This is a genomic window from Streptomyces incarnatus (assembly GCF_001027185.1).
In the GTDB taxonomy this organism is placed as follows: Bacteria; Actinomycetota; Actinomycetes; order Streptomycetales; family Streptomycetaceae; genus Streptomyces; species Streptomyces puniciscabiei.
Window position 1 is genome coordinate 4,837,382 of the sequence record NZ_CP011497.1, and the last position, 17,419, is coordinate 4,854,800.

Here is a 17,419-nt window from a genome sequence, read left to right on the forward strand (position 1 = left end):
CCGCCGTCAAGGCGCCCCCGCCGGAGGCCGGCCTGGTCGCCAGCTGGTCCCGCCCGAGCCCCGGCGTCACCGGCCCCGACCCGAGCGTCCCGCCCGCGCCGCCGCAGCCCCCGGAGAACGCGAGCGGCTGGCGGCCCTGGCGGTTCCGCATGTCCAACGAGGTCTGGGGCACCCCTGCCGTCGACGGCGACCTGGTGTACGTCACCTCCTTCGAGGTGCACGCCCTGGACGTGGCCACCGGCCGCCGCCGCTTCAAGACTCGGGACGTCGCCTGGTCCATGGCGGTCGCGGACGGCCGTGTCCACGCCTCCGACGGGCCGACCCTGTTCGCCCTGGACGCCCGCGAGGGCACCGACCTGTGGCGGCTGTCCACGGACGCCTGGGTGTACTCCCTGAACGCCGACCACGGCACGGTCGTCACCGGCACCCGGGGCGGCGGCGTGCAGGCCTGGGAGGCCACCAACGGGCAGAAGCTGTGGGAGATCGCCGGCTGCCAGACCGACTTCGAGTCCCCGGAGGCGGGCCCCCTCGTCCACGACGGCACGGTCTACGTCTGGCAGGACGCCCGGCTGCGCGCCCTGGAGGCCCGCACCGGCGAGGAGCGCTGGTCGTACCCGGTCGGCGACGCGGCCTCCTGCGGCGGTGTGCCGGTCCGCCTGGCCCCCGCCGCCGACGGCTACGTGTATGTCTCCGCCGGTACCCGCGTCCTCGCCGTGGAGGCGGCGAGCGGCATGGTCCGCTGGCACTTCGAGGCACCCGCGGTCTTCCTCAGCCCGCCGGCCTTCGCCCCGGGCCCGGCGGTCACGGGCGGCGGCGTCTACCTGGCGGACTACCTCGGCACCGTCTACGCCCTCGACGCCACCGACGGCCGCGACCGCTGGCGCATCGCCACGGAGGCGCGTGCGTCGATCGAGCCGGTGCTGGTCGCCGCCGGGCACGTGCACGTGGGCAGCGGCAAGGGCCTGTACACCCTGGACGCGGTCACCGGCACGCCGAAGTGGCGCTTCCAGGCGGGCGGCGACGTCGTGGGCGCCCCGGCGGTGGCCGAGGGCCGTATCCACTTCGGCTCCACCGACCATCTGCTCTACACCCTGAAGGCCGACGACGGCCGCCTGCGCTGGAAGCTGGCGACCGGCGGCGAGATCACCGGCTCGCCGGTGGTCAAGGACGGCGTGGTGTACGCGTGCAGCAAGGACCGGTGCGTGTACGCGCTGGACGCGGAGAAGGGCACGGGCACGGCCCGCACGGCGTGACTCCCCGGTCGGAGTTGTGCGACGGCCGTCGTACCGGTGTGTCACGGAAGGGCTCCAGACGGCGGCCGTCCCAGGCCTGACGCTACCCCGGGCGCCGGGCACCCGCCACGCAGGTGACCCGGCCGCCCCGCGGACTACGAGGCACGGCCCGACGGATCAGCGGCGGTGCTCGCCGCGGTGGTCGTGGTCGTGGTGCCAGTCGTCCCGGTCGCGCCAGCCGCCGGCGTGGTGCCAGTCGTCCCGGTCGTGCCGGCCGCCGGCGTGGTGCCAGTCGTCCCGGTCGTGCCGGCCGTCCCGGTGGTGCCAGTCGTCCCGGTCGTGCCGGCGACCGCCGTCACGCCAGTGGCCGTCATGACGCCGGCCGTCCCTGCCGTGCCACCGGTCGTCGTCCCGACGGTGGTCACGGTCCCAGCGGCCGCCCGGCCACGGGGAGCCGTGCCGCTCGCCGCTGATGTCCACCGCCACGTGCGGGCGGCCCGGGTAGTGGTCGGCTGCCGCGGCCGGCAGTGCCGCGACGCCCACAAGGGCGGCGGCCACGCCAGCGGCGGCGAGCACACGACGGACGCAAACAACTACGGACACGAGGTCCCCCTTCGCAAAGGGTGCGGATGGCGACCGGTCGGCCGCACCCCCACACCCTGCAACCGGACACCCCGGCTCGATGGGGGAACACAAAGGGCATTACGGATTAAAGAGCCTTCTGTGACACTCGGCTGTAACGACCATATATGTACTGAAAGTGAAGATCTGGTGCAGGATCAGGGTGAGGGGTGGTCCCGCCCCACCCGAAAGTGAGTAACAGTCCCTACGCCGATCGGACCCCTCGGCGGACAGCCCTAACGCACCCGGAACCCGCCCCTGCGCCGCCCGGCGAACAGCTCCGCCTGCCGCTCGGCCGGCAGATTGCCGAGGGCGATGAGAGCCGGGGCCTGGGCGAACGCCTGGGCCAGCGCCGCTTCCCTGGCCGCCCACAACGCCCGTACGGTGCCCTGCACCCCGGCCGGCGGATACCCGGCGATGACGGCGGCACAGCGCACGGCGGCAGCCAACGCCCCGCCCTCCTCCGTGACTTCCGACACGAGCCCGATCTCATGCGCCCGCCGTGCGGAGATCCGCTCGGCGTTCCCCATGAGCGCCGTCCGGGCCGCCTCCCCGTACGGCATCCGCGCCGCCATCAGCATCGATTCGTAGGCGCTGACCATGCCGTACGAGGTGTGCGGATCGAAGAAGACGGCCGTCGGGTCGGCCACGACGAACTCGCACTCGCCCAGCAGATAGAAGGCACCCCCGCAGGCCATCCCGCGCACGGCCGCGACCACCGGCTTCCACAGGTCATTGGCCTTCGGTCCGACGGCCAGCAGCGGATCGTCCTGCATGTACGGCGACGGGGGCTGCGGCACGACGGCGTCCCGGTCGATCCCGGTGCAGAACGCCCGCTCCCCGCCCCCCGTGAGCGCGACGGCCCGCACCGAGTCGTCGAACCGCAACGCCCGCCAGACACCGGCGAGTTCGTGCGCCATGTCCAGGTCGATGGCGTTGAGCCGATGCGGCCGGTCGAGGGTGACGACGGCGACCCCGCTGTCCTTGTCCGCCTCGACCCGCACGCCGCTCACGCGAGCACCCACCGCGGCAGCCCGCCGTCCCCGAAGACGGCGTGCACCCGCGCGCCGACTCGCAGCCTTCGCGGGTCGAGGGAGTCGAGGGACGCGCCGGCGTGGGTGACCACGTTCCCCACCAGCCGGATGCGCGGGGCGTCCTCCAGCTCCACCACGACGACGTTGTACGGCGCCTGTTCCGCGTAGCCGGCGAGGAGCGGCGGATGCGGCACGACGTACGACCAGATCCGTCCGCGCCCGCTGGTGAGCCGCCACTCGGTCGCGAAGGACTGGCAGTGCGGGCAGCAGGGGCGGGGCGGGAAGCGGGGCTCGTGGCAGTCGCCGCAGGACTGGACGCGCAGTTCACCGCGGGCCGCGTACTCCCAGAAGGGCGCGCCGTCGGTGTCGGTGACGGGAGTCAGCATGGGGCACTTCCTCAGTTCCGCAGGAGAAGGGCGGAGGTGGGCACGCCCTCGCCGGCCGTGACCAGGCAGGTGGCGGCACCGGGCACCTGGGCGGTACTGGTCCCGCGCAACTGCTTCACGCCCTCGTTGATGAGGTTGAAGCCGTGGACGTAGGCCTCGGAGAGCCCGCCGCCACCGGTGTTGAGGGGCAGCCGCCCGCCGATCTCCAGGGCGCCTCCCTCGGTGAAGGCGCCCCCTTCCCCCCGCCCGCAGAAGCCGTATCCCTCCAGGGAGAGCGGGATGAGCGCGGTGAAGGCGTCGTAGATCTGGGCCACGTCGACATCGTCCGGGGTGACGTCGGCGTGCTTCCACAGATGCCGGGCGGCGGTCCAGGCGGGACCGGTGAGGGGGTCGTCGTTCCAGTAGTTGACCATGCCGTGGTGCTGGGCGGGCAGCCCCTGGGCGGCGGAGTGGACGTACACGGGCCGCTGGGCACAGTCCCGGGCGCGCTCCTTCGACACCACGACACAGGCGAGGGCCCCGTCCGTCTCCAGGCAGTTGTCGAAGAGGCAGAGCGGCTCGCTGATCCAGCGCGAGGTCATGTACATCTCGCGGGTCAGCGGGCGTTCGTACATCACGGCGGCCGGGTTCTGGTTGGCCCGGTTGCGGCAGGCGAGGGCGACGTTGAAGAGGTGGTCGCGGGTGGCGCCGTACTCGTGCATGTAGCGGCGGGTGAGCATGGCGATCTCGTCGGCGGGGCGGAGGAGTCCGAAGGGCCGCGTCCACTGGGCCGGAGTGGGCAGTTGGACCCTGGTGTCGGTCCAGGGCCGAGGCCCGCTGCCCCGCTTCCGCGACCGCCAGGCGACCCCGACGGTGGCCTGCCCGGAGGCGATGGCGGCGGCGAGATGGGCGACGGTGGCACAGGACCCGCCCCCGCCGTACCCCACCTTGCTGAAGAAGGTCACATCCCCGAACCCGACGGCCTTCGCGAGCTCGACCTCGTCGGTCTCCTCCATGGTGTAGGAGGCGAGTCCGTCGACCTCGCCGGGCGCGATGCCCGCGTCGTCGAGCGCGGCGAGCACGGCCCGGCAGGCGAGCGTCTTCTCGTCCTCGGCAAGACGCTTGGCGAACGAGGTCTGCCCGATCCCGACGATCGCGGTGGCGTCCTTGAGCCCGGTTGCCGCCATGCCGTCCTCCCCCTCCTCCTGGCCGTCCTGACAGTCCGTCAGATTACCGCTAATCTGACGGACAGTCAGCTGCGCGGTACAGGGGGCCTGTGATGAGCGACTGGGGCGACGGCGGCCGGGGCCACTGGAACACCATCCCCGATCTGGTCCGGTGGTCGGCCGAGCGGTACGCGGACACCGAGGCGGTGGTCGACGGCCGTACCAGGATCACGTACGCCGAACTGGGCGCCCGGGTCGAGCGCGCGGCGGCGGCCTGCCTGGCGAGCGGGGTGCGGGCCGGTGACCGGGTGGCGGTCTGGGCGCCCAACTCCCTGGACTGGATCGTGTCGGCTCTCGGCGCGGTGACCGCGGGCGCGGTCCTCGTCCCGCTCAACACCCGCTTCAAGGGCACGGAGGCCGCGGACGTACTGCGCCGCAGCGGCGCCCGCCTGCTCTTCGTGACGGGCACCTTCCTGGGCGCGTCGTACGTGGCGAGCCTGCGGCGGGCCGCGGGCAAGGGGGCGCCGACGGGCCCGGGTCCGCTCCCGGGCCTCCCGGACCTGGACCAGGTGGTGGTCCTGTCGGAGGACGCGCCGCCGGACTTCCGCACGTGGAAGGACTTCCTGGCGGGAGGGGAGGGGACATCGGGGGCTGAAGTGCGGCTCCGGTCAGGCGAGTTGGATGGCGAGGCACCCTCGGACATCATCTACACGTCGGGTACGACGGGCCGCCCGAAGGGTGCCGTGATCACCCACACCCAGACCCTCCGGGCGTACGAGATCTGGGCGGACCTGGCGGGCCTGCGGTCCGCGGACCGCTACTTGATCGTCAACCCCTTCTTCCACACCTTCGGCTACAAGGCCGGGGTGATCGCCTGCCTGATGCGCGGGGCGACGATGATCCCCCAGCCGGTGTTCAACGTGGAGACGGCACTGGCGAACATCGCGGCGGAACGGATCTCCGTCCTCCCCGGTCCCCCCACCCTCCACCAGTCCCTGCTGGACCACCCGACCCGGAGCGCCCATGACCTCTCGGCGCTGCGGCTGGTGGTGACGGGAGCGGCGGTCGTACCGCTGCGGCTGGTGGAACGCCTGCGCGGCGAACTCGGCGTCGACACGGTCCTCACCGCGTACGGCCTCTCGGAGGCGAGCGGCATCGTCACGATGTGCCGGCGCGGCGACGCCCCGTCGGTCATCGCCGCCACCTCCGGCCGGGCGATCCCGGGGACGGAGATACGGCTGGTGGACGCGACGGGCACACCGGTACGGCCCGGCGCGGCCGGCGAGATCCTGGTCCGCGGCTTCAACGTCATGCGCGGCTACTACGACGACCCGGCGGCGACCGCCGAGGCGATCACCCCGGACGGCTGGCTGCGCACGGGCGACGTGGGCGTCCTGGACGAGGCGGGCAACCTGCGCATCACGGACCGCATCAAGGACATGTTCATCGTCGGCGGCTTCAACGCCTACCCGGCGGAGATAGAGCAGCTCCTGGGCACGCATCCGGATGTGCGCGAGGTGGCGGTGATCGGCATACCCGACGCCCGGCTGGGCGAGGTCGCCAAGGCGTACGTGGTCCGCCGCCCCGGCTCGCCCCTGACCTCCGACGACCTGATCGCCTGGGCACGCCGGGAAATGGCGAACTACAAGGTGCCGAGGGAGGTCGACTTCGTACCGGAACTCCCGAGGAACGCGAGCGGCAAGGTGGCGAAGGGGGTTCTGCGGGCGAGGGGGTGAGGGGAGGGGGCGTTGCAGTGGGCGGGGTGGGAAGGTTGCCGTGGGACCGCCCGCTTCTCGGCGATTGTCGTGCTTCCGCGAGCCGCGTCAACGGCGTTCCGCGTCGCCTTCGGCGATGGCCCTGCGGGCCACCCTTGACCCGTGGGACCGCCGGCGCCGCACACACCTCGGCCGCGACGGCTCCCCCTCGGCGCCGTCGCGGCCGGTCCCCCGTCCGGGAGGTGGCTCAGCTGGGTTCGGACGTGATGTGCGTGTTGTCCGGCGTCACCGTGCCGTCGGCGGCCACCGCCTTGGTGTCCGTGATGTGGGTGTTGAGCGGCTTGACGTCGGCGCCGGCCTGGGCGTCGGTGATGTGGGTGTTGAGCGGCTTGACCTCGGTGCCGGCCTCGGCGTCGGTGATGTGCGTGTTGTCCGGCTTCACGACCGGCTCGTCCTTGGTGATGTCGCTCATCAGGTGCTCCCCTTGGAGATTGCGTTGCAGCTGTGGCGGGCCCATCCGGACACTCCCCCGAGTGTGGCCGGATGGGCCGCTGGAGCCGCCCACTCTAGATCGAGAGTGCGGCGGTCTCACCGGCTGGTCCGTCGGCCCCCCGACACAACGGCCCGGTGTCCATGAGACTGCCGTGGGGCGATAAACAATCGATGAACGCCGCGACAGCGCCCAGGTCAGGCAGCAGCGGCCGGTGTCAGGAGGGCTTGGACCTCGGCCGCTTCCGGCGAGTTCAGCCGTTCGTAGATCTCCAGGGCCTCACGCCAGCAGACCTGGGCCCGGCCCGTGTGGCCGATCCCGTTCAGCGCCTTCCCGAGCACGGTCAGCACGTTGCCGCGCCGCCACTCGCCGCCGATCTCCTTGAGCGGGGTCAGCGCCATCTCGGCGTTGGCGGCGGCCTGAGCCGGTCGTTGGGCGAGCAGGTCCACCTCGGCGAGCCGGAAGAGGGTCATCCCTTCCCACAGGCGCTGCCTGCTGGCGCGGAAGACGAGCAGGGCCTGGCCGAGATGGGCGCCGGCATCGTCCAGTCGCCCGCTCTTGCCGAGGGCCAGCCCCAGGGCATAGTGGCCGTTGGCCGCCTTCAGCGAGTGGCCGAGCTCCTCGTACGTCTCGGTGCCCTGCCGCGCGAGGTGCACTGCGCTGTCAGCCCGGTCCGTCTGCAGATGCAGACGCGAGAGGTTGCACAGTGCCGCTGCCGCGCCGGAAAGGTCGCCGCACTCACGGAAGTCGGAGATGGCCCGCTCAAGGTATGCCTCGCCCTCGGCGTAGCGGCCCTGGTAATAGGCGAAGACTCCGAGGATGTTCGCGGCCCAGCAGCAGGGCAGGGGGTCGTTGGCAGCCTCCGCCAGGGCAAGTGCCTGCCGTGCCTCTTCGTACGCCTGGGTGAACTGCCCAGACCAGTGCCGTGCGTTGGCCAGTACGAGGATGGCCCGGCCTTCGGCGCGTATGTCGGATGCGGCATGCGAGGCGCTGCGCAGGGCCGCGCCCGCCGCCTCGTACTCCTTGAAGTTCGCTCCCGACTCCGCGAGGTCGACCGCCGCCCACAGCAGGTCGACGGCGCGCCGCAGCGTCGCGCCACCCGACGACTGCCGTACGCAGGCCAGAAGCGGTACGGCCTCGGAGTAGAGCCAGTCCTGGGCGGCGCGGCGATCGGTGAAGGCCAGTCCCGAGACGCCGGTCTTCTCCAGGTGATCCACCAGCCGATCCCCCGGCCGCTCCATCGCGTACACCTGTGCCGCCGTCGCCAGATAGAAGTCCAGCAGCCGCGACATCGCGGCCTCCCGCTCGGTGGGCGGCTGTTCGTCCCGTTCCGCGCAGGCACGCGCGTAGAGCCGGACCAGGTCGTGGAAGCGGTAGCGTCCCGGTGCCGCGGACTCCAGCAGGGACGTGTCCACCAGGGATTCGAGGAGGTCCTCGGTCTCCTCCACGGGGAGGTCCAGGACCGCTGCCGCGGCGGGCAGGGAGATGTCCGGGCCGTCGGCCAGGCCCAGCAGCCGGAACGCCCGGGCCTGGGCCGGCTCCAGCTGGCCGTAGCCGAGCTCGAAGGTCGCCTTCACCGCCAGGTCCCCGGCCTGCAGTTCGTCCAGCCGGCGGCGTTCGTCCGCGAGCTTCGCCGCCAGGACCGACACCGTCCACGTACGCCGGGCCGCGAGGCGGGATGCGGCGATGCGGATCGCCAGTGGCAGGAAGCCGCAGGCCGCGACCACGTCCAGGGCCGCCTCGCGCTCCGCCGCCACCCGCTCCTCGCCCACGATCTTCGTGAAGAGGGCGAGGGCCTCCTCGGGAGACATCACGTCCAGGTCCACCAGATGGGCCCCCGCGAGGTCGACCATGCGGACGCGGGAGGTGACCAGGGCCGCGCAGCCCTCCGTGCCGGGCAGGAGCGGGCGTACCTGGGCCGCGTCCTTGGCGTTGTCCAGCAGGACGAGGACCCGGCGGCCGTCCAGGACCGAGCGGTACAGCGCCGCCCGTTCGTCCAGGGAGTCCGGGATCGCCGAGTCCGCCGTGCCCAGCGCGCGCAGGAAGGAGCCCAGGACCGTTTCCGGTTCCGCCGGGCGTGGCCCGGCGCCCTGCAGGTCCACGTACAGCTGGCCGTCGGGGAAGGCGCCCCGCGCCCGGTGGGCCACGTGCACCGCCAGGGTCGTCTTGCCGACCCCGCCGATGCCGGCCAGCGCCGACACCGCCATCACCCGGCCCTCGGCGTCCGGGGACTCCGAGGCCGAGGACAGTACCTCGCTCAGTTCGGACACGAAGGAGGAGCGGCCGGTGAAGTCGGGTACCGACGCGGGGAGTTGGGCGGGGCGGACCGGGACCACCGAGGGCTCCGGCGCCGGGGACGACGGCTCGGCCAGGGCCGGGTCCGCCTGCAGGATGCGCTGCTGCAGCTCGCGCAGGCCGGGGCGCGGGTCCACGCCCAGTTCCTCGGCCAGCAGGCGGCGGGTGTCGGCGTAGACCGCCAGGGCCTCCGCCTGCCGGCCGCTGCGGTACAGGGCGAGCATCAGCAGTTCGCGCAGGCGCTCGCGCAAGGGGTGGGCCGCCGTCAGCGCGGTCAGTTCCGACACCGCCTCCGCGTGGCAGCCCTGCTCCAGGTCCATGTCCAGGCGGGACTCCAGCAAGCCCAGGCGCCATTCCTCCAGGCGGACCCGCTGGGTCTCGGCGTACGGGCCGGGGACGCCGGCCAGCACCTCGCCGTCCCACAGCGCCAGGGCCTCGCTCAGCACCGAACGCGCCCGGCACAGGTCGCCGGCCGCCCGCGCCTTCTCCGCCTCCGCCGCCAGGTCCTGCGCGACCGCCAGGTCCAGGGCGCCCTCGGCCGGCACCCGCACCGCGTAACCGCCGGACTCGCTGACCAGGACCCCGGGCGGCAGGATCTTGCGCAGGCGGGACGCGTAGGTCCGCACCGCCGCCAGTGCCTGCGACGGGGGCTCGGCGCCCCACAGCGCGTCGATGAGCTCCGCCGCCGTGGCCGTACGGCCCTCGCGCAGCAGCAGGGCGGCCAGCAGGGCGCGCTGCTGGGGCGAGCCCGTGCTGAGCTGCTCCTCGCCGCGCCAGGCCCGCACCGGACCGAGCACGCCGAACCGCAGCGCCTCCGGCTCCGTGACGGTCACGGAGCCGGAACGCCGCTGCTCAGGCACTCGCGGCCCACCGTCCATGCGTTCGTCCCCCTCGGCATCACGAACAACCCCGTCAGTTTGCCTTGTTCCGGGCGGTTCCGTCAGCCGTGGGAGACACCGATCACAGGGTGGCGTACCGCCGCACACAAACCCCTCACACCCTCTTTGCAGACACCCGCTAGCTGACGGACCGTCAGATCGGCGCTACCGTGAGGGCCATGGAGACCACACAGTTCCCGCTGATCATCTCCGTCGACGACCACACCGTCGAGCCCGCCGGCGTCTGGCAGGACCGGCTGCCGAGGAAGTACCGGGAGACCGGGCCCCGGATCGTGCGCGCCCCGCTGAAGGAGATGACCTTCCTGGGCGGGCGTTTCAAGCCCGTCATGGGCGAACCCGGCAGCACCGACGGACCCCTCGGCGACTGGTGGGTCTACGAGGACCTGCGGCGGCCCCTCACCCGGCTCGACACCGCCGTGGGGTGCGGCAGGGACGAGGTCAGGCTGGAGGTCATCACGTACGAGCAGATGCGGCCGGGGTCGTACGACGTGGCCGCCAGGCTCGCCGACATGGACGTCAACCACGTGCAGTCGGCCGTCTGCTTCCCCACCTTCCCGCGCTTCTGCGGGCAGACCTTCACCGAGGCCGCCGACAAGGAACTCGCCCTGCTGTGCGTGCGCGCCTACAACGACTGGATGGTGGAGGAGTGGTGCGGGCCCGAGGCGCACGGGCGGCTGATACCGCTCACGCTCATCCCCCTGTGGGACGCCGAGCTGGCCGCGGCGGAGGTACGGCGGAACGCCGCACGGGGCGTGCGGGCCGTCGCCTTCTCCGAGATACCCCCGCACCTCGGCCTGCCGTCCGTGCACACCGACGACTGGGACCCCTTCCTCGCCGCCTGCGACGAGACCGGCACGGTCGTCGCCATGCACATCGGCTCCAGCAGCCGTATGCCCTCCACCTCCGCCGACGCGCCGCCCGCCGTCGGTTCCACCATCACCTTCGCCAACTGCTGCTTCTCGATGGTCGACTGGCTGATGAGCGGCAAGTTCGAGCGGTTCCCGAACCTGAAGGTCATGTACGCCGAGGGGCAGATCGGGTGGATTCCGTACATCCTCGAACGCGCCGACGTGGTGTGGGAGGAGAACCGGGGGTGGGGCGGGGTCGCCGAGAAGGTCACCCGGCCGCCGTCCGAGCTGTTCGCCGGGCACGTCTACGGCTGCTTCTTCGACGATGCCTTCGGGCTCAGGAACCTGGACGCGATCGGGGTCGGCAACGTCATGTACGAGACCGACTACCCGCACTCCGACTCCACCTGGCCCAAGTCCCGCGAGGTCGGTGAGGCGCAGATGGGGCATCTGCCGGCGGACGTGGTCGAGCGGATCGTGCGCGGCAACGCCATCGAGCTGCTGGGACTCACCCCCGAAGGGCGCTGGCGGTGAGTGCCCTGGCGTACGGCATCCAGCTGCCCGTCCAGGCGCAGAGCGCCCTGTTCGCGGAAGGGTGGGAGGCCGCTGCGGGGCCGGAGGACCTGGTGGCCGTCGCGCGGGCCGCGGACCGGGCCGGGTTCGACTACCTCGCCGTCTGCGATCACGTGGGCGTCCCGCGCCGGCTCGCCCCCGCCATGGGCACGGTCTGGTACGACCCGGTCGCCACCCTCGCCCACCTCGCCGCCGTCACCGAGCGGGTGCGCCTGCTCAGCCATGTGGCCGTCGTGGCGCTGCGGCACCCCCTGCTCACCGCCAAGCAGTACGCCACCCTCGACCACCTCTCCGGGGGCCGGCTGGTCCTCGGGGTCGGGGCCGGGCACGTGCGGGAGGAGTTCGAGGCGCTCGGGGTGGACTTCGAGCGGCGGGGGGCCGTGCTGGACGAGGTGATCGACGCGCTGCGGGCCGCCCTGGGGCCGGAGGAGTTCCCCGAGCACCACGGGAAGCTCTACGACTTCGCCGGGCTCGGGCAGCGGCCCCGGCCCGCACAGCCGCACGTGCCCCTCTGGGTCGGCGGCTCCTCGCCGGCCGCCGTACGCCGGGCCGCGCTGAAGGGGGACGGCTGGCTGCCGCAGGGGGATCCACGGGAGAGGCTGCCCGCGCAGATCGCCCGGCTGCGGCAGGTGCGCGAGGACGCGGGCGTCGAGGGGCCGTTCACCGTCGGCGCGCTCGCCGAGCCGCTGTACGTCGGGCGGGCCGGCTGGGACGTCGGGCGGCGGACGATCACCGGGGCGCCGGAGGAGATCGCCGAGTCGCTGCGGGCGTACCGGGCGATGGGCGTGGACCAGGTCCAGGTGCGGTTCCGCAGCCGCGGCCGGGACGAACTGACCGATCAGATCGCCACGTTCGGGGCGGCGGTCGCGCCCCTGCTGAGCTGAGGAGTGGGTGGACATGGGCAAGCTGGACGGGCGGGTCGTCCTCGTCACCGGGGCGGCACGCGGGCAGGGCGAGCAGGAGGCGCGGCTGTTCCGGGCCGAGGGGGCGCGGGTGGCCGTCGCCGACGTGCTGGACGACCAGGGGGAGGCCCTGGCCAAGGAGATAGGCGCGCTGTACGTCCATCTCGACGTCGGCACCGAGGACGGCTGGCGGGATGCCGTCGAGGCGGTGAAGGGGGCGTACGGGCGGATCGACGGGCTGGTGAACAACGCGGGGATCCTGCGCTTCAACGCCCTCGTGGACACCCCGCTGGACGAGTTCATGCAGGTCGTGCAGGTCAACCAGGTCGGCTGCTTCCTGGGGATGAAGGCGGTGGCGCCTCAGATGGCCGACGGCGGGACCATCGTCAACACCGCGTCCTACACGGGCATGACCGGCATGGCGGCCGTGGGCACGTACGCCGCCACCAAGCACGCCGTGCTGGGGCTGACCCGGGTGGCCGCGCTGGAGCTGGCGGGCCGGGGCATCCGGGTCAATGCGATCTGCCCGGGCGCCATCGACACCCCGATGTCCAATCCGGCGCGGCTCGACCCGGACGCCGATCCGGAGGAGACGAGCCGGGCGCTGGACGAGCTGTACCGCAAGCTCGTGCCGCTCGGGCGGGTCGGGCAGCCGGAGGAGGTGGCCCGGCTGGCGCTCTTCCTCACCTCGGCGGACTCGTCGTACATCACCGGGCAGCCGTTCGTGATCGACGGCGGATGGCTGGCGGGGGTCAGCGTTATCTGACTCACCGTCAGCTATTGACGGTCCTCGCGCTCGGTGCGACAGTCGGCCAACAGGATCGATCTGACGGAGCGTCAGAAACAGGGGAAGGTGAACCGCCTTGGAATTCGGGCTCTTTGTACAGGGATACGTGGGCCAGCGCGCCGAGACCGACCCGCTGGCCGAGCACAAGGCGCTGATGGAGGAGACCGAGTACGTCATCCAGGCGGACAAGTCCGGTTTCAAGTACGCGTGGGCCTCCGAGCACCACTTCCTGGAGGAGTACTCGCACCTGTCCGCCAACGACGTGTTCCTGGGGTACCTGGCGCACGCGACGGACCGGATCCACCTGGGCTCGGGCATCTTCAACCCCCTCGCCCAGGTCAACCACCCCGTGAAGGTCGCCGAGAAGGTCGCCATGCTCGACCACCTCAGCGAGGGGCGCTTCGAGTTCGGCAGCGGGCGCGGCGCCGGCAGCCACGAGATCCTGGGGTTCATACCGGGTGTGACCGACATGAACTACACCAAGGAGATCTGGGAGGAGACCATCGCCGAGTTCCCGAAGATGTGGCTCCAGGACGAGTACGCGGGCTTCCAGGGCAAGCACTGGCAGCTGCCGCCGCGCAAGGTCCTGCCGAAGCCGTACGGTAAGTCGCACCCGGCGATGTGGTACGCGGCCGGGTCTCCGCCGTCGTACGCCATGGCCGCGAGGAAGGGGCTCGGCGTGCTCGGCTTCAGCATCCAGAAGGTGTCCGACATGGAGTGGGTGCTGGAGCAGTACAAGACGGCGATCGTGAACGCGGAGCCGGTGGGGGACTTCGTCAACGACAACGTGATGGTGACGACGACCGCGATCTGCGCGCCCACGCACGCGGAGGCGATAGAGATCGCGGTGAACGGCGGTCTGCACTATCTGCCCTCGCTCGTCTTCCGGTACCACGACACCTTCCCGCGCCCCGAGGGCTTCCCCGTGTGGCCGGAGACGCTGCCCCGGTACACGCCGGAGTTCGTGGAGCTGCTCGTGGAGGAGGAGCTGCTGATCTGCGGCGACCCCGACGAGGTGCTGCGGCAGTGCAAGCGGTGGGAGCAGGCGGGCGCCGACCAGCTGAGCTTCGGGTTGCCGGTGGGGGTGCCGAAGGAGGAGACGCTGCAGACGATCCGGCTGATCGGGGAGCATGTGATTCCGAAGATCGACACGGATCCTGTGCATCGGACTTCGCGGTTCCGAGCAGCCGTGTGAGCGCCGTCGGCGGGTGCGGGTGCGTGGTGGGTCGCTCGCGCAGTTCCCCGCGCCCCTTCAGGTTGGACCTCGCGCCCCAGTCGAGAAGGAGGCTCCATGCTTGACCATGTCATCAAGGGCGCGTCCGTCGTGGACGGCACCGGCGCCCCCGCCTTCACCGCCGACGTCGGTATCCGGGGCGGTCGTATCGCCGCCGTCGGGAAGGTCGTTGAAGAAGCCCGTACGACCGAGGACGCCACCGGGCTCGTCCTCGCGCCCGGGTTCGTCGACCCCCACACCCACTACGACGCCCAGCTGTTCTGGGATCCGTACGCCACCCCCTCCCTCAATCACGGGGTGACGACGGTCGCCGCCGGGAACTGCGGGTTCACACTGGCGCCGCTCAACCCCGCCCGCCCCGAGGACGCCGACTACACGCGCCGGATGATGTCCAAGGTGGAGGGGATGTCGCTGGTGGCGCTGGAGGAGGGGGCGCCGTGGAGCTGGCACTCCTTCGGGGAGTACCTGGACGCCCTGGACGGGCGGATCGCCGTCAACGCGGGCTTCATGGTGGGGCACTGCGCGGTGCGGCGGTACGTCATGGGGCCGGAGGCCGTCGGGGGGCAGCCGAGCGGCGACCAGATGGACGCCATGCTGCGGCTGCTGCACGAGGCCATGGACGCGGGGGCCTGGGGGCTGTCCACCACGCAGTCCGGTACCCACTCGGACGGGGACGGCCGGCCGGTCGCCTCCCGGCACGCGGGGCCGGCGGAGCTGCTGGCGCTGTCGAAGGCCGTGGGTGAGCACGAGGGCACGCAGATCGAGGCGATCGTCGCCGGCTGTCTGGACCAGTTCAGCGACGACGAGATCGACCTGCTCGTGGAGATGAGCGCGGCAGCCGGGCGGCCGCTCAACTGGAACGTGCTCACCGTCGACGCGGCCGTACCCGAGCGGGTGCCCCGGCAGCTGAGCGCGAGCGAGCGGGCCCGGAAGGCGGGCGGGCGGGTGGTGGCCCTCACCATGCCGATCCTCACCCCGATGAACATGTCCCTGGGCACCTTCTGCGCCCTCAACCTCATCCCCGGCTGGGGGCCGGTCCTCGGGCTGCCGGTGCCGGAGCGGATCGCCCGGCTCCGGGACCCCGCCGTCCGGGCGGAGATGCTGCGGCGGGCCCGCTCGAAGGAGGCGGGCGTCTTCCGGCGGCTGGCCAACTTCGGGCGGTACGTCATCGGGGACACCTACAGCGAGGCCAACCGGGGGCTCACGGGCAGGGTCGTCGGGGACATCGCGCAGGAGCGCGGGCAGGACCCCTTCGCCTGCCTGGTCGAGATCTGCGCCCACGACGAGCTGCGTACGGTGCTGTGGCCGATGCCGCCCGACAACGACCCGGCGTCCTGGGCGCTGCGCGCCGAGACCTGGCAGCACGAGGACGTGCTGCTCGGCGGCTCCGACGCGGGCGCGCACCTGGACCGGATGTGCGGGGCGCCGTACACCACCCGGTTCCTCGGGGACTGTCTGCGCGGGCGGAAGCTGGTCGGTCTGGAGCAGGCGGTGAGGATGCTGACCGACGATCCGGCGCGGCTGTTCGGGCTGCGCGAGCGGGGACAGGTACGGGAGGGCTGGCACGCGGACCTCGTCCTGTTCGACCCGGAGTGCATCGACGCCGGTCAGGCCCGGCTGGTGCACGACCTGCCGGGTGACAGTCCGCGCCTGGACTCCAGGGCGCTCGGGGTGCGCGCCGTGTGGGTCAACGGCGTCGAGGCGATCCGGGACGACGTGGTGACCGGGGCCGTACCGGGGAAGGTGCTGCGGTCCGGCACCGACACGCGGACGGTGAGCACCCGGTGAGCCGGGTGGCGCCGGCGGGCGAGGGGCAGCGGCTGTTCGTCGGCGGGCGGTGGGTGGAGCCGGACGGCGGACACTACCCGGTGACCGACCCGGCCACCGAGGAGGCCGTGGGCTGGGCTCCGGAGGCCTCGCCGGAACAGGTGCGGGCGGCCTGTGCGGCGGCCCGGGAGGCGTTCGGGGCGTGGTCGCGGACCCCGCCGGAGGAGCGGGCGGCGGTGCTGGGCCGGGCGGCCGACCTGATCAGGGAGCGGACGGGGCCGTACACCGAGCTGGCCCGCGCGGAGACCGGCGCGACCACGGGGACCGCCCGGGCGATGCAGGTCGGGGTGGCCGCCGCCCGCTTCCGGCGGTACGCGCGCGTGGAGCCCGCCGAGTGGGCGATCGCGCCGCAGATCAACGAGGCCGGGCCGATGGGCAGGGCCGGGGTGATGGGCGCGCTGGCTCTGCGGCAGCCCGTCGGGGTCGTCACCTGCATCACCTCCTACAACAACCCGTGGGCCAACCCGGCCGGCAAGGTGGCACCGGCCCTCGCCATGGGCAACACGGTGGTGGTGAAGCCCGCCCCGCAGGATCCGCTGTCCGTCTACCGGATGGCCGAGGCGCTCGAGGCGGCCGGGGCGCCGCCGGGGGTGGTGAACGTCGTCTCCGGCCGTGCGGCGGCCGTGGGCGAGGCGGCGGTGGCCTCCGACGACGTCGACATGGTCAGCTTCACCGGCTCCACGGCCGTCGGCCGGCGCATCGCCGAGGTGTGCGGGCGGGACATGAAACGCCAGCTCATGGAGCTGGGCGGCAAGGGCGCGGCGCTCGTGTTCGACGACGCGGACGTGGGCTCCGCCGTCGCCGGTATCGGCACCACCTTCTCCTTCTACAGCGGGCAGATCTGCACGGCACCGACCCGGGTGCTGGCCCAGCGCGGGGTGTACGGGCGGCTGGTGGAGCAACTCGCCGCGTACGCAGGGCGGTTGAAGGTGGGTGACCCCCGGGAGCCGGACACGGTCGTCGGGCCGCTGATCTCGGCCGAGCACCGGGCGCGGGTCGAGTCGTACGTCGAACTCGGCCGCAAGGAGGGCGCGTCGCTGGTCACCGGCGGCGAACGGCCTTCGCCGGCCCGGGGTTTCTACGTCTCGCCCGCCCTCTTCGCCGACTGCGCCCCCGACATGCGCGTGGCCCGCGAGGAGATCTTCGGCCCGGTGGTCGCGGTGCTCCCCTTCGACGACGAGGACGAGGCGGTCGCCCTCGCCAACGACTCCGAGTACGGCCTCATCGACTACGTCTGGTCCGGTGACGTGGCCCGCGCCTTCCGCGTGGCCCGCCAACTCCGCGCCGGCGGCGTCGGGATCAACACGGTCGGCCGCAACATGGAGGCCCCGTTCGGCGGCTTCAAGAAGAGCGGCGTGGGCCGCGACGTGGGCGTGTACGCCCTGCACGCGTACAGCGAGGTCCAGGCGATCGTGTGGCCGGGGTGAGGGG

The 17,419-nt window shown here is 72.5% G+C and carries 14 protein-coding genes; 8 read left to right on the forward strand and 6 right to left on the reverse strand.

The annotated features are described in order from the left end of the window. On the forward strand, window positions 1-1,253 hold a 1,253-nt coding region (locus ABB07_RS40940), incomplete at its 5' end, for an outer membrane protein assembly factor BamB family protein (RefSeq protein ID WP_244189463.1). Window positions 1,254-1,409: 156 nt separating this feature from the next. Here the strand turns inward: ABB07_RS40940 and ABB07_RS21825 are convergent. The 4 genes from ABB07_RS21825 to ABB07_RS21840 all read right to left on the reverse strand — a co-directional run bounded on the left by ABB07_RS21825 (window position 1,410) and on the right by ABB07_RS21840 (window position 4,439). Beyond that, a complete protein-coding gene (locus ABB07_RS21825) occupies window positions 1,410-1,835 on the reverse strand; it encodes a hypothetical protein (RefSeq protein WP_208900280.1) in 426 nt (141 codons plus the stop codon). A 254-nt stretch (window positions 1,836-2,089) separates the two neighbouring features. Next, window positions 2,090-2,866: an enoyl-CoA hydratase/isomerase family protein gene (locus ABB07_RS21830; protein ID WP_244189464.1), complete on the reverse strand. Its 777-nt coding sequence runs from the start codon at window positions 2,864-2,866 to the stop codon at window positions 2,090-2,092. Beyond that, on the reverse strand, window positions 2,863-3,273 hold the full coding sequence (locus tag ABB07_RS21835; RefSeq protein ID WP_208900282.1) for a Zn-ribbon domain-containing OB-fold protein: 411 nt from the start codon (window positions 3,271-3,273) through the stop codon (window positions 2,863-2,865). The genes ABB07_RS21830 and ABB07_RS21835 overlap by 4 nt, the downstream gene beginning before the upstream one ends. Window positions 3,274-3,284: 11 nt before the next feature. After that, entirely contained in the window at window positions 3,285-4,439 is a 1,155-nt protein-coding gene (locus ABB07_RS21840; protein WP_208900283.1) for a lipid-transfer protein, read from the reverse strand. 92 nt (window positions 4,440-4,531) lie between these two features. Here ABB07_RS21840 and ABB07_RS21845 point away from each other — a divergent pair, with 92 nt between their 5' ends. After that, window positions 4,532-6,154, forward strand: a complete 1,623-nt coding sequence (locus ABB07_RS21845; RefSeq protein WP_208900284.1) for a FadD3 family acyl-CoA ligase — start codon at window positions 4,532-4,534, stop codon at window positions 6,152-6,154. A 226-nt stretch (window positions 6,155-6,380) separates the two neighbouring features. Here the strand turns inward: ABB07_RS21845 and ABB07_RS21850 are convergent, their stop codons facing one another. Both ABB07_RS21850 and afsR read right to left on the reverse strand, forming a co-directional pair. Next, a complete protein-coding gene (locus tag ABB07_RS21850; protein ID WP_208900285.1) occupies window positions 6,381-6,605 on the reverse strand; it encodes a hypothetical protein in 225 nt (74 codons plus the stop codon). Window positions 6,606-6,820: 215 nt separating this feature from the next. Further along, the gene (gene afsR / locus ABB07_RS21855) at window positions 6,821-9,796 is read right to left on the reverse strand and encodes an SARP-family global regulator AfsR (RefSeq protein ID WP_208900286.1); all 2,976 of its coding nucleotides are present in this window, start codon (window positions 9,794-9,796) and stop codon (window positions 6,821-6,823) included. 179 nt (window positions 9,797-9,975) lie between these two features. Here afsR and ABB07_RS21860 point away from each other — a divergent pair, with 179 nt between their 5' ends. The 6 genes from ABB07_RS21860 to ABB07_RS21885 all read left to right on the forward strand — a co-directional run bounded on the left by ABB07_RS21860 (window position 9,976) and on the right by ABB07_RS21885 (window position 17,415). Beyond that, window positions 9,976-11,199, forward strand: coding sequence for an amidohydrolase family protein (locus tag ABB07_RS21860; RefSeq protein WP_425264749.1), 1,224 nt, complete (start codon window positions 9,976-9,978; stop codon window positions 11,197-11,199). A gap of 5 nt (window positions 11,200-11,204) precedes the next feature. Beyond that, entirely contained in the window at window positions 11,205-12,122 is a 918-nt protein-coding gene (locus tag ABB07_RS21865; protein WP_208903562.1) for a TIGR03619 family F420-dependent LLM class oxidoreductase, read from the forward strand. 13 nt (window positions 12,123-12,135) lie between these two features. Further along, a complete protein-coding gene (locus ABB07_RS21870; protein WP_208900288.1) occupies window positions 12,136-12,906 on the forward strand; it encodes an SDR family NAD(P)-dependent oxidoreductase in 771 nt (256 codons plus the stop codon). Window positions 12,907-13,003: 97 nt separating this feature from the next. Continuing rightward, a complete protein-coding gene (locus ABB07_RS21875; protein WP_208900289.1) occupies window positions 13,004-14,122 on the forward strand; it encodes an LLM class flavin-dependent oxidoreductase in 1,119 nt (372 codons plus the stop codon). A gap of 96 nt (window positions 14,123-14,218) precedes the next feature. After that, window positions 14,219-15,949: an N-acyl-D-amino-acid deacylase family protein gene (locus tag ABB07_RS21880; protein WP_208900290.1), complete on the forward strand. Its 1,731-nt coding sequence runs from the start codon at window positions 14,219-14,221 to the stop codon at window positions 15,947-15,949. Beyond that, entirely contained in the window at window positions 15,946-17,415 is a 1,470-nt protein-coding gene (locus ABB07_RS21885) for an aldehyde dehydrogenase family protein (RefSeq protein ID WP_425264750.1), read from the forward strand. Before ABB07_RS21880 ends, ABB07_RS21885 begins: the two co-directional genes overlap by 4 nt. Window positions 17,416-17,419: the final 4 nt, after the last annotated feature.

What these genes read in the sequence shown, in the direction of transcription:
- ABB07_RS21870 (WP_208900288.1), top strand. Translation starts at nt 12,136, where the DNA reads ATGGGCAAGCTGGACGGGCGGGTCGTCCTCGTCACCGGGGCGGCACGC.
- afsR (WP_208900286.1), bottom strand. Translation starts at nt 9,796, where the DNA reads ATGGACGGTGGGCCGCGAGTGCCTGAGCAGCGGCGTTCCGGCTCCGTG.
- ABB07_RS21860 (WP_425264749.1), top strand. Translation starts at nt 9,976, where the DNA reads ATGGAGACCACACAGTTCCCGCTGATCATCTCCGTCGACGACCACACC.
- ABB07_RS21835 (WP_208900282.1), bottom strand. Translation starts at nt 3,273, where the DNA reads ATGCTGACTCCCGTCACCGACACCGACGGCGCGCCCTTCTGGGAGTAC.
- ABB07_RS21840 (WP_208900283.1), bottom strand. Translation starts at nt 4,439, where the DNA reads ATGGCGGCAACCGGGCTCAAGGACGCCACCGCGATCGTCGGGATCGGG.
- ABB07_RS21845 (WP_208900284.1), top strand. Translation starts at nt 4,532, where the DNA reads ATGAGCGACTGGGGCGACGGCGGCCGGGGCCACTGGAACACCATCCCC.
- ABB07_RS21880 (WP_208900290.1), top strand. Translation starts at nt 14,219, where the DNA reads ATGCTTGACCATGTCATCAAGGGCGCGTCCGTCGTGGACGGCACCGGC.
- ABB07_RS21850 (WP_208900285.1), bottom strand. Translation starts at nt 6,605, where the DNA reads ATGAGCGACATCACCAAGGACGAGCCGGTCGTGAAGCCGGACAACACG.